The sequence below is a fragment of the Cytobacillus solani genome, from assembly GCF_001420595.1.
In the GTDB taxonomy this organism is placed as follows: domain Bacteria; phylum Bacillota; class Bacilli; order Bacillales; family Cytobacillaceae; genus Cytobacillus; species Cytobacillus solani.
In genome coordinates, this window is sequence record NZ_LJIX01000006.1 from 1,969,372 (window position 1) to 1,982,139 (window position 12,768).

11 protein-coding genes are annotated in these 12,768 nt (G+C 37.1%); 10 read left to right on the forward strand and 1 reads right to left on the reverse strand.

The annotated features are described in order from the left end of the window. Window positions 1-255: 255 nt before the first annotated feature. The gene (gene brnQ, locus AN957_RS11665) at window positions 256-1,602 is read right to left on the reverse strand and encodes a branched-chain amino acid transport system II carrier protein (RefSeq protein WP_053475726.1); all 1,347 of its coding nucleotides are present in this window, start codon (window positions 1,600-1,602) and stop codon (window positions 256-258) included. Between the two features lie 492 nt (window positions 1,603-2,094). Here brnQ and yfmF point away from each other — a divergent pair, with 492 nt between their 5' ends. The 10 genes from yfmF (at window position 2,095) to rny (ending at window position 12,728) form a co-directional block, all read left to right on the forward strand. Continuing rightward, window positions 2,095-3,375 carry an EF-P 5-aminopentanol modification-associated protein YfmF gene (gene yfmF, locus AN957_RS11670; RefSeq protein ID WP_056684201.1) on the forward strand — a complete coding sequence of 427 codons (1,281 nt, stop codon included), beginning with the start codon at window positions 2,095-2,097 and terminating at the stop codon, window positions 3,373-3,375. Beyond that, window positions 3,375-4,658 (forward strand): EF-P 5-aminopentanol modification-associated protein YfmH, encoded by a 1,284-nt coding sequence (yfmH, locus tag AN957_RS11675; RefSeq protein WP_053475728.1) that lies wholly within the window; start codon window positions 3,375-3,377, stop codon window positions 4,656-4,658. The genes yfmF and yfmH overlap by 1 nt, the downstream gene beginning before the upstream one ends. Before the next feature lie 72 nt (window positions 4,659-4,730). After that, complete coding sequence (gene ymfI, locus AN957_RS11680; RefSeq protein WP_053475729.1) at window positions 4,731-5,453, forward strand: elongation factor P 5-aminopentanone reductase; 723 nt, start codon at window positions 4,731-4,733, stop codon at window positions 5,451-5,453. A gap of 107 nt (window positions 5,454-5,560) precedes the next feature. Further along, window positions 5,561-5,821 carry a DUF3243 domain-containing protein gene (locus AN957_RS11685; protein WP_053475730.1) on the forward strand — a complete coding sequence of 87 codons (261 nt, stop codon included), beginning with the start codon at window positions 5,561-5,563 and terminating at the stop codon, window positions 5,819-5,821. Window positions 5,822-5,980: 159 nt separating this feature from the next. Then, window positions 5,981-6,772 carry a DUF3388 domain-containing protein gene (locus tag AN957_RS11690; protein WP_053475731.1) on the forward strand — a complete coding sequence of 264 codons (792 nt, stop codon included), beginning with the start codon at window positions 5,981-5,983 and terminating at the stop codon, window positions 6,770-6,772. Between the two features lie 22 nt (window positions 6,773-6,794). Continuing rightward, window positions 6,795-7,709 (forward strand): helix-turn-helix domain-containing protein, encoded by a 915-nt coding sequence (locus AN957_RS11695; protein WP_056684204.1) that lies wholly within the window; start codon window positions 6,795-6,797, stop codon window positions 7,707-7,709. A gap of 51 nt (window positions 7,710-7,760) precedes the next feature. Further along, on the forward strand, window positions 7,761-8,339 hold the full coding sequence (gene pgsA / locus AN957_RS11700; protein ID WP_053475733.1) for a CDP-diacylglycerol--glycerol-3-phosphate 3-phosphatidyltransferase: 579 nt from the start codon (window positions 7,761-7,763) through the stop codon (window positions 8,337-8,339). Window positions 8,340-8,381: 42 nt separating this feature from the next. Beyond that, on the forward strand, window positions 8,382-9,635 hold the full coding sequence (locus AN957_RS11705) for a competence/damage-inducible protein A (protein ID WP_056684207.1): 1,254 nt from the start codon (window positions 8,382-8,384) through the stop codon (window positions 9,633-9,635). 235 nt (window positions 9,636-9,870) lie between these two features. After that, a complete protein-coding gene (recA, locus tag AN957_RS11710) occupies window positions 9,871-10,911 on the forward strand; it encodes a recombinase RecA (RefSeq protein ID WP_053475735.1) in 1,041 nt (346 codons plus the stop codon). Between the two features lie 251 nt (window positions 10,912-11,162). Then, window positions 11,163-12,728: a ribonuclease Y gene (gene rny / locus AN957_RS11715; RefSeq protein ID WP_053475736.1), complete on the forward strand. Its 1,566-nt coding sequence runs from the start codon at window positions 11,163-11,165 to the stop codon at window positions 12,726-12,728. Window positions 12,729-12,768 lie beyond the last annotated feature (40 nt).

Here is a 12,768-nt window from a genome sequence, read left to right on the forward strand (position 1 = left end):
AAAGTTTGTTTCCAGTATTGGTGGAGTGTATAGTTTAAGTAAAGATAATTGTAGCTGCATCAAGGTACAACCTCTGGTTGCTAATTTTAAAACCTTGTCCTATCTGTCTGTGGATGTTATATTATTTTATTTTAAAGAATTAAGTGATTTGTAGTTTTATAAAAATGATAGAATTTTTCCCAGTTATTCTAAATGAAAAAACCACCAATCATTAAAGAAAACTCTTTAATAATTGGTGGTTCTTTTTAATCGATATTATATTAATTGTTCTTCCTCTTTTTCTTTACTGCTTAGCTTAAAAAAGCCAATTATAATCCCCAGAATTACACCTATAAACGCAGGTAATAGCCAGCCTAATCCAACTTCATATAATGGAAGGATAGAAGAAAATAATTGATCAACTGGTTTTACTCCCAATCCAGCTGCATTTAATCCGTCAAATACACTTACGATAAATGTGAATAACATAGCCAATTGATACACTATCTTCTTACCCTTAAATGCATTATGGAAGAAGGTTAATATTAATAAAACGATTGCTAAAGGATAAATGGTTGTTAACACTGGTGTTGAAATCGAAATCAAATGACTTAATCCGAAGTTTGCAACAGCCGTACTAAAGATAGCAAAAATGATAACAAAACTACGATAAGAAACTTTAGGCAAAATTTTATTAAAATAGGAAGCACAAGAGCTGATCAGACCGACGCTAGTAGTCATACAAGCCGCAGTAATGAGAGCGCCAAGTATTACTCCACCAAATGATCCAAAGTAGAGATTGGCTACCCCAGCTAAAACTGAGCCACCATTATCTAAAATACCTAATTCCGAAACACTACTTGCTCCCATAAATGCCAAAGCACTATAAAAGAAAGCTAAAAGAACTGCAGCGATTAAACCAGCCTTCATCGTAGATACCATAATCACTTTACCTGATTCCACACCTTTAGAGCGAAGGGAATTGATAATAATAATTCCAAATACGAAAGCTGCTAAAACATCCATCGTTAAATATCCTTCTGAAAAACCGCTGAAGAATGAATTTTCTGTATATTTACCAATAGGTTTTTGAAGAGCGCCAAGTGGTTTAAAAATTGCCACAATAACTAAGAGAGACAAAAAGCTTATTTTAATTGGTGTTAAATATTTACCTAAGATATCAACAATTTTTGAAGAATTAAGTGAAAGTAATGTTGCAACTGCAAAGAAAAGGATTGAGAAAATAAATAACCCAATCGTATCCCAAGATTCTGGGATTAATGGACGAATACCAATTTCAAAGGATACCGTTCCTGCTCTTGGTATCGCAAATAAAGGTCCGATAGCTAAGTATAAAATAATAGAGAATATTAACCCGAACATGGGATGTACTCTAGTTGCTAACGATTGAATATCACTTTCCCTGGAGTAACCTAGAGAGATAACAGTTAATATTGGTAGTCCAATACCAGTAATAACAAATCCAGCCATAGCTACCCAGATATTTACTCCTGCTTCCTGGCCCATCATGATTGGGAATATTAAATTGCCTGCTCCAAAAAATAGTGCAAAAAGCATTAACCCTAAAACAATAATATAAGAAGTTGAAATCTTTTGATTCACAACCACTACCCCCTTCTACTAATTTCCCCTTGATATAATCAATTATTCTGAAAATTATTATTTAAAAATAACTTTTTAAAAATTCTGCCACCTTTCGAACCGTATTGATATATTGCTTTAATAAAATAACATATCAGGATAATGAACACAATATATTATTCCAATAAAATATTTAGTAATCTTTAAGTTCTATATGAGGTTTGATTTTAGATCCAATTATAAGTAAGACTACCTACTTGCAAACACCACTATGTATTTTGAATGAAAAAATTCATTACTGAGGAGGCTCACTGCCCACTCCGATTCGCTGCCTAACCTGGAGCAAATTTAATCACTATTAAATTTGATTAGCAGTTTGTAAACATACTGTTGATGGCAATAACTTGAAAATAAGAAATAGGGCAAGTTATAGTTAGAATATGATTTAATTTAAAGGTGTTTGCAGAAAATAATCTTGGATGAGATACATAAAAACGATTAGGAGGATATCAAATGAATATAATTTCAGAAACGGTTAAAGCAATGACTGGCTATAACATTCATATTGTAAAAACCGATAAGTATAAAACCAACACGATCGTTTGGAAAATGAAAGCGCCATTAAGAAAGGAAGAAGCAACCCTACGGGCACTTTTGCCGTATGTTTTGCAGAGCAGCAATAAAGAATTTCCGACAACGGGAACACTACGATCTTATTTAGATGAACTTTACGGAGCTAGTTTATACGTGGACTTGGCCAAAAAAGGTGAGTTCCACATTATTAGTTTTTCGTTGGAAATGGCCAATGAAAAGTTTTTATCAGACCCGACGCCCCTTTTGAAAAAGGCAATTGAGTTTTTAGCAGGTTTATTAATGAAACCAAATGCTGATGAAAGTGCTTTTCATAAGGAAACGGTAGCAAATGAAAAACGAACATTGAAACAAAGAATACAGTCCGTTTATGATGATAAAATGCGTTATTCCAATTACCGTCTAATACAAGAAATGTGCAAAGAGGAGCCATATTCCCTTCATGTTCATGGAGACATGGACGCAGTTGATTCTATCACACCTGAAATCTTATACGATTATTATCAAAACGCTTTGAAGCAGGATGAACTTGATTTATATATAATTGGCGATGTAAGTGAAGAAGAAGTATTTGGAGTGGTTAGCGAGCAATTACAATTTTCAGAACGCACCCCTAAAATTATTCATTCTTCAAATTATGTTTCGAAAAACAATGTTCATGAAGTTATCGAAGAGCAAGAGGTAAAACAAGGGAAATTAAATATTGGCTACCGGACAAATATCAAATATGGGGATGAAGATTATTACGCACTTCAGATTTTTAATGGGGTTTTTGGAGGATTTTCGCATTCCAAGTTATTTCTTAATGTAAGGGAAAAAGCCAGTCTTGCTTATTATGTAACGAGCAGGCTTGAAAGTCATAAGGGATTAATGATGGTTATGTCAGGGATAGATAATAAAAATTATGATCAGGCTATACAGATTATTAACGAGCAAATGGACGCAATGAAAAGAGGGGATTTTACAGAGGAGGAAATGGAGCAAACGAAAGCAGTTATTAAAAATCAGCTTCTTGAAACGATAGATACTTCAAGAGGGATGGTTGAAATCCTCTATCATAATGTTGTTTCCAAAAAAGATATCTCTCTTGATGAATGGATGGAGAAAATGGATCTTGTGACAAAAAAAGATATTATTGCCGTTGCAAATAAGATACATTTAGATACTGTTTACTTTTTAACAGGAAAGGGGGATACAAAATAATGGAAAAAATCATATTTGATCAACTGCAGGAAGAATTATATTATGAAAAGCTGAATAATGGACTTGATGTATATATCCTTCCGAAGCACGGTTTTAATAAAACTTATGCAACATTTACCACGAAGTATGGATCGATAGACAATCATTTTCTGCCACCAGGAAAAGAGGATTTTGTAAAGGTTCCCGACGGGATTGCCCACTTTTTAGAGCATAAGCTATTTGAAAAAGAAGATGGCGATGTATTCCAGCAATTTAGCAAGCAGGGAGCTTCGGCAAATGCATTCACCTCTTTTACAAGAACGGCATATTTATTTTCAAGTACATCTAATGTGGAAAAAAATCTTGAAACGTTAATTGATTTTGTTCAAGCGCCATATTTTACAGAGAAAACGGTCGAAAAGGAAAAAGGCATTATTGGGCAGGAAATTACAATGTATGATGACAATCCAGATTGGCGCTTGTATTTTGGACTAATCCAAAACATGTATAAAAACCACCCAGTAAAGATTGATATTGCTGGAACAATTGAATCCATTTCTCATATTACAAAAGATATGCTTTATGAATGTTATAAAACGTTTTACCATCCGAGTAATATGCTGTTATTTATAGTTGGGCCCGTCAATCAGGATCAAATGATGAAGATGGTAAGGGATAATCAAGATCGTAAGGATTACAAAGAGCTGCCAGAAATCAAACGGAAATTTGAAGAGGAGCCTGTGGCGGTTGCTGAGAAAAAACTGGTACTAGAGATGAATGTACAAACATCTAAATGTTTAGTAGGAATTAAAGCACCAAATGCCAATCAATCTGGAAAAGAAATGCTAAAGAAAGAATTAAGTTTAAATGTGATGCTCGACATTTTATTTGGAAAGAGTTCGGATCATTACAGTTCATTATATAATGAAGGATTAATTGATGAAACGTTTTCTTTTGATTACACGGAGGAGAAAGGTTTCGGATTTGCGATGGTTGGAGGAGACACAAGTGATCCAGATAGGCTTGCAGACACAATAAAAAGAATTCTGTTGGAAGCTAAGGGAACGATTTCTGATGAAAGTTTAGAGCGAACGAAAAAGAAGAAGATTGGTGCCTTTTTACGAGCGGTTAATTCACCAGAATATATTGCCAATCAATTTACTAGATATGCGTTTAATGACATGGATTTATTTGAAGTGGTGCCGACACTTGAAGGCATAACAATAGCAGATATAGAACGGGCTGCTGATGAGCTTATTTCTGAAGAACAATTTACTGTTTGTCTAGTTGTGCCAAAAAAATAAATAAGATGATAAGAATGAAGAAGCGCCGGTATTGTGGCGCTTTCTTCTGTTCGTGGAAATGGGTGTAGAAAAATGAAAAAGTTTGCATTAATAACAGGGGCAAGCGGGGGAATTGGGGGAGCAATGGCTATTAAATTAGCAGAGGAAGGATATTCCTTATATTTGCACTATAATGAAAATAAAAAGGCAATCGAACAGCTCTTAGCGCAATTACAGTTCTTTGATGGAGAATATATCCCGATACAAGCAGATCTCACAACAAATAAAGGCTATAAAAAAATAGTGGAAAACATTTTTTCACTTGATGCAATCATTCATAATAGTGGAACTAGTCATTATGGTCTTCTTTATGAGTTAGACGAGGAACAGGCGGATACATTGATAAATATTCATGTAAGAACACCACTTTTACTAACTAAGGATCTCTTACCTAAGCTTCTTTCTAAAGGAGGAGGGAATGTTGTTGTGATTTCCTCTATTTGGGGACAGACTGGTGCTGCATGTGAAGTAGCCTATTCCACTGTTAAAGGGGCGCAAATTGCGTTTGTAAAAGCGTTAAGCAAGGAAGTGGCATTTAACGGGATTCGAGTGAATGCGGTTGCTCCTGGGGCCGTACAGACAGCTATGCTTGATGGCTTTTCCTTTGAAGAGCTTGAGGAGTTAAAACACGAAATACCAATGGGAAGGCTTGCGTCCCCAGAAAATATTGCTGATGCGGTGTCTTTTCTTTTATCCTCACAAGCTTCATATATTACTGGTCAAGTACTTGCTGTAAACGGCGGCTGGCATACATAAAATGTTCAACGAACAGTCAATAAATAACATGCATATTTTATCTTTCCAACATCCAAAATAACAATGTACTATGGTGTACAACATTGTTAATGAAGGAGGATAATATCATGTCTGTACTTGATAATTGGCAGCAGTGGAAAGACTTTCTTGGTGATCGTCTCGATCAGGGACAGCAGCAGGGAATGAATAAAGACACGGTTAATAATCTTGCTTACCAGATTGGTGATTACTTAGCAAAACAAGTAGAGCCAAAAAATGAACAGGAAAAAATCCTCTCAGATCTTTGGTCCGTTGCGAGTAAGGAGGAGCAGGAAGCCATTGCAAGCATGATGGTAAAGCTTGTAGAGGATAATGGTACACAAAAATAAATCGTTTAAAAAAGAGAGGCAAGCTCCTCTCTTTTTTAATTTTTCGAAAAATGGGTAATGACATTTTTTGCATAGGTTTATCCTTTCATCTTTCAGTGAAATCATTTATGATATAGGAGGTAAGAAAAATCGTTTAGCAACGGTTAAAAGGAGGTTTTTATGAGTAAAACAGAATGGTATTTAGAATATGAAATAACAAAGAACCGTCCCGGGTTGCTTGGTGATATTTCTTCCCTTCTCGGAATGCTTTCGATTAATATTGTAACGATTAATGGTGTGGAACAGGGCCGAAGAGGCTTGTTAATTTTAGCGAAAAACTATGAACAAATTGTTCGGTTAGAGTCAATTTTACATACGATGGATACAATAAAACTAATTAAATTGCGTGTTCCGAAATTAAGGGACCGGCTAGCTGTCCGTCATGGGAGATACATACAACAAGATGCAGATGATAAGAAGACTTTTAGGTTTGTAAGGGACGAGCTTGGATTATTAGTTGACTTTATGGCAGAATTATTTAAGCAGGAAGGGCACAAGCTAATAGGAATACGGGGAATGCCGCGAGTAGGAAAAACAGAATCAATTGTTGCATCAAGTGTATGTGCAAATAAGCGATGGTTATTTGTTTCTTCAACTCTTTTGAAACAAACGATTCGCAATCAGCTCATTCATGATGAATATAATGAAAACAATCTATTCATTATCGATGGGATTGTCTCATCTAGAAGAGCAAATGAAAAGCATTGGCAGCTTGTCCGTGAAATAATGAGCCTCCCCGCAATAAAAGTGGTGGAGCATCCAGATATTTTTGTGGAAAACACTCAATATTCTATCGATGACTTCGATTATATTATTGAGCTTCGCCATGACCCAGAAGAAGAAATAAAATATGACATTGTAAATGAAAACAAGATGTTTTCTGATTCTGAATTTGGCGGATTTGATTTTTAAGTGAGTTGGAAGGTGTTGTAAATTGACAGAACTCGGGAATCGACTAAAAGAAGCTCGATTGGCTAAAAACATGAGTCTTGATGACCTGCAGGCAGTAACAAAGATTCAAAAGCGATATTTAATTGGAATTGAAGAAGGAAATTATAGTATGATGCCCGGAAAGTTTTATGTAAGGGCGTTTATTAAGCAATACGCAGAAGCAGTAGGAATGGAACCGGAAGAAATCTTTGAAGAGTTTAAAAGTGATATTCCTTCCACAATAAATGAAGATATTCCAGAAAAGCTTTCACGTGTTCAATCTAGGCAAAATGTTTCTCCAGGAAGATCCAAAGCTTTTGATATTCTTCCGAAAGTATTAATTGCTATTTTTGTTATTGGTGCATTGGCTGCCGCTTATGTATTTTTTCAAAAGGCCAATGGTGGAGAAAATACAAAGGAATCCGTTGATAACAGCGGAAAGGAACCCGTACGTATTGAGGAATCAGACGATTTTGCGAAGGATACTGATAAAGAAAAAGAGAAAGATTCTAGTGAAGATTCAGTAAAGCAAGAAGATCAGACGAATGAAGAAGAGACCGATGAGGAAGAGATTGAAGCTCCTAAGCAAGAGGTCACTGTTGCCCAGTCAAGTGGCAAAAAAACTGTATATGAATTGAAAAATACAGACCGGTTTGAATTGAAGGTAGTTTCTACTGGAGAAACATGGGTCAATATTTTAAATGGAAAAGGAACTTCCTTTTTTTCTGGTACGTTGAAAAAGGGCGAAAATGAAAGTCAGGTAATTGATTTTTCTAAGGAAATTGAGGCTGTTATTGTCATTGGTAAATCAACTGAAACTGAGATTTATGTAAATGATGAAAAAGTTGAGTATGCTATTCCTCCGACTCAATCGGTTACGCAGAATATAACCATTCGCTACTTACCGAACAACGAATAGTCATCGTCTGATGACTATTTTTCGCGTTATTACTATATTGGAGGTAAAATCATGAATTTGCCAAATAAAATTACTATTTCTCGAATTTTTTTAATCCCATTATTTTTAATTATTATGCTTGTCCCTTTTTCGTGGGGAGAGCTTTCAATCCTAGGAGCTACCCTTCCTGTTACACATTTAGTTGGTGCACTCATTTTTATTATCGCTTCAGCAACTGACTGGGTGGATGGGCATTTTGCAAGGAAATATAACCTGGTTACGAACTTAGGAAAGTTTCTTGACCCGCTTGCGGACAAGCTCCTCGTTTCTGCAGCATTAATTGTTTTAGTAGAGCTTGGCTACGCTCCCTCTTGGATTGTTATTATTATTATTAGCAGAGAATTTGCGGTAACAGGTTTACGGCTTATTCTTGCAGGTGGGGGAGAAGTTGTAGCAGCCAATCAATTAGGGAAAATCAAAACATGGACGCAAATTGTCGCTATTTCTGCTCTATTACTGCATAACATTATTTTTGAAATGATTTCGATTCCATTTGCTGATATTGCTCTTTGGGTAGCACTTGTCTTTACGATCTGGTCTGGCTGGGATTATTTTGCTAAGAATAAGGATGCCTTTGTCAATTCAAAATAATGAATTTCTTGTTTCATCCTATATAAACGAGGGGGCGTTTGCATGAATGCAGAAATAATCGCAGTTGGTTCTGAATTATTGCTTGGTCAAATTGTTAATACAAATGCGCGCTTTTTGTCCAGGCAGCTTGCCGATTTAGGGATTAATGTTTTTTATCATACATGTGTTGGTGATAACCCTGATCGCCTTAAAGCAGTGATTAAAATGGCAGAGGAGCGTTCGAATCTTCTTATATTCACTGGAGGATTAGGACCAACAAAAGATGACTTAACAAAGGAAACGATCGCAAAGCATGTAAATAAAAAACTGATTATGAATAATGAGGCTCTTCAGTCGATTGAACTTTATTTCGAGCGCACGAATCGACAGATGACGGAAAATAATAAGAAGCAGGCAATTGTTTTAGAGGATTCACATATTTTGCCGAATGATCATGGGATGGCTCCTGGAATGTTGCTTGATGGTGGAAACCATACCTATATGCTTCTACCCGGACCACCGAAAGAAATGGAACCAATGTTTTTGAAATATGGCTACCCAGCTCTTCGTTCCTTGCTACTAGAGGAAGATGTGATCCTTTCCCGTGTATTAAGATTTTTTGGGATTGGAGAAGCGATGCTCGAAACAGAAATTGAAGATTTAATTGATGCACAGACGAATCCGACGATAGCGCCACTTGCATCGGATGGGGAAGTAACTCTTCGTTTAACAGCCAAGCATGAGCAAATGGATACAGCTTTAAGACTTCTAGATGAGACTGAAAATAACATTCTCTCTCGAATCGGAGAATATTTCTATGGATATGATGAGACTTCCTTAATGCGTGAGTTAATTAAACATATTAAGGAAAAAAAGCTGACGATTGCTTGCGCTGAGAGTCTGACAGGAGGTATGTTCCAGCAGGAGTTTACAGCAATTCCTGGGGCAGGAGACCTTCTTAAAGGCGGTGTTGTTTGTTATACAAATGAAGTTAAAACAAATGTGCTAAACGTCCAGAAATCAACAATTGCTGAAAATGGTGTCGTAAGCGAGCAATGTGCACGTGAGTTAGCAAAAAACGTTGCCTCCCTTATGAACGCGGATATTGGCATTAGCTTTACAGGCGTTGCGGGTCCTGATGAATTAGAAGGCAAACCAGTTGGAACTGTATACATTGGTATTTCAATAAAGAATGAGCCTGTTCAAGTTGAAAAGCTAAATTTTGGCGGAACAAGAGAAGCCATCCGGGTAAGAAGTGTAAAGTATGGATGTCATTTTTTAATAAAGAGATTAAATGGAAGTCAGAATGACAAATAGTGCATTCTGATTTTTTAATAATAGTAAGTTTGCTCTTTTCTTAAAGGAAAATTCTTTAAAAATATCATTTCTCTCATTCTATTCTTTCATTTTATGAAAGAATAGGCATTGAAAAAAGAAGAATAGATGTTCGCTTTTTTTCTCGACAAACGATAAGAAAACAGTTATAGTAGAGTTAGGTTTTGAACGAGAGCAAAACTTAGATTTTTTGAATGTTGAAGAGGAGGAAGTATGAATGAGTGATCGTCAAGCAGCACTGGAGATGGCGTTAAAACAAATAGAAAAACAATTTGGTAAAGGTTCAATTATGAAGCTTGGAGAGCAAACAGACCGGAAAATTTCAACAATTCCAAGCGGATCACTTGCCCTCGATATAGCACTTGGGGTAGGCGGATATCCAAGAGGACGTATTATTGAAACATATGGACCAGAAAGCTCAGGTAAAACAACGGTTGCCCTTCATGCAATCGCAGAGGTACAAGCCGCTGGCGGACAGGCAGCATTTATCGATGCAGAACACGCACTCGATCCAGTTTATGCGCAAAAACTGGGAGTTAATATTGATGAATTATTGCTTTCACAGCCAGATACGGGAGAGCAAGCATTGGAGATTGCTGAAGCGCTTGTAAGAAGTGGTGCAGTTGATATCCTTGTCATTGACTCTGTTGCAGCACTCGTACCTAAGGCGGAAATTGAAGGAGAAATGGGAGACTCGCATGTCGGATTACAAGCACGTCTAATGTCTCAAGCCCTTCGTAAACTATCAGGCGCAATCAATAAATCAAAAACAATTGCTATTTTCATAAACCAAATCCGTGAAAAAGTTGGAGTTATGTTTGGAAATCCAGAGACAACTCCAGGAGGACGCGCGTTGAAGTTTTACTCAACAGTCCGTCTTGAAGTGCGCCGTGCTGAAGCAATAAAGCAAGGTCAAGATATTGTAGGTAACAAAACAAAAATTAAAGTTGTTAAAAATAAAGTTGCACCTCCATTCCGTGTAGCGGAGGTTGATATTATGTATGGAGAAGGTATTTCAAGAGAAGGCGAAATTATTGATATAGGCTCTGAACTGGACATTGTTCAAAAAAGTGGTTCATGGTATTCCTTCAATGATGAGCGTGTCGGTCAAGGTCGAGAAAATGCTAAGCTATTCTTGAAAGAAAACCCTGAAATCCGTAAGCAAATTCAAACACAAATCCGTGATCATTATGGACTCGATGGGGAACATGTTGTAAGCGGTGATGATGAACAAGAGGAATTACAGCTAATTGATTAATATAGTGGTGAAAAAAGCAAAGCTGCGTGCTTTGCTTTTTTTTTCTCTATGAGGATAAATAACATGTATGTCTATCAGAGTAAGCCTTGACAATGAAATACCACAGCTTTACAATTAAAAATGTATATTTTACATTTTATGATGATATGAAAAACGTTGAAAAGCCTTAGTGCTGTATGTTGTATTTCAATATACATGCCGACACTTTAAAGACGTAACACAAAAAGTTCATAGCAAGAGGAGGTGAAATGATGGAACTTTTAACAGCAATCATCATCTCCAGTTTGCTTGGCCTATTCGTTGGTGCGGTTGTTAGTTATTTTGTTTGTAAGTCCATTGCTCAGGCAAAAGTTGCAGGAGCTAAAGATGCTGCAGAGCAGATTTTAGAAGAATCAAAGCGAGAAGCGGATGCAATAAAGAAAGAAGCTCTGATTGAGGCGAAGGATGAAATTCATAAGCTTCGAACAGAGGCAGAGCGTGAGATTCGTGATCGTAGAAATGAATTGCAAAAACAAGAAAATCGTTTACTGCAAAAGGAAGAAAATCTTGATCGCAAAGATGAAACGTTAGATAAACGTGAAACACTTTTAGAGAAGAGGGACGATTCTCTTAACAAAAGACAACAGCATATTGAAGAGATGGAAAGCAAAGTGGACGAGATGGTACGTGCACAAAAAGCTGAGCTGGAACGCATCTCGGGCTTAACTCGTGAAGAGGCGAAGTCCATCATTTTGGAGCGAGTCGAGCAGGAAGTAGCTCATGATGTCGCGATAATGATAAAAGAGGGCGAAATTCGTGCGAAAGAGGAAGCAGATAAGAAGGCGAAGGATATCTTGTCACTAGCGATCCAACGCTGTGCTGCTGATCATGTGGCGGAAACAACAGTATCTGTGGTAAACCTTCCGAATGATGAGATGAAGGGACGAATTATTGGACGTGAGGGTCGAAATATTCGAACACTTGAAACCTTAACAGGTATTGATCTCATTATTGATGATACGCCAGAAGCAGTCATCTTATCTGGTTTTGATCCAATTCGCCGAGAAACCGCTCGTTTAGCTTTAGACAAACTTGTACAGGACGGACGCATTCATCCTGCACGGATTGAAGAAATGGTTGATAAAGCTCGCCGTGAAGTGGATGAGCATATCCGCGAAATTGGAGAACAGACGACTTTTGAAGTTGGTGTTCATGGCCTCCATCCAGATCTTATTAAAATCCTTGGCCGCCTTAAATTCCGGACAAGCTATGGTCAAAATGTACTTAAGCACTCAATGGAAGTCGCACAGCTGTCAGGTTTACTAGCAGCAGAACTTGGTCAAGATGAAGTATTAGCTCGTCGAGCAGGTTTACTGCACGATATAGGTAAGGCGATAGATCATGAGGTAGAAGGAAGCCATGTTGAAATTGGAGTAGAATTAGCTACGAAGTATAAAGAACATCCAATTGTGATTAACAGTATCGCTTCCCATCATGGAGACACTGAACCTACATCAATTATTGCTGTACTTGTTGCTGCAGCAGATGCGCTTTCAGCCGCACGGCCTGGAGCAAGAAGAGAGACTCTCGAAAATTACATTCGCCGTCTTGAGAAGCTTGAAGAGATTTCTGAATCTTATGATGGTGTTGAAAAGTCTTTTGCTATTCAAGCAGGGCGTGAAATTCGAATTTTAGTAAAACCTGAGCAAATCGACGATCTTGAAGCTCATCGACTAGCTAGAGATATCCGCAAAAAAATTGAAGAAGAGCTTGATTATCCAGGACATATTAAAGTAACGGTTATTCGTGAAACACGGGCCGTGGAATATGCGAAGTAAGGCGATGCTAATTGCATCGCTTTACTTTTTTTGTTGACTG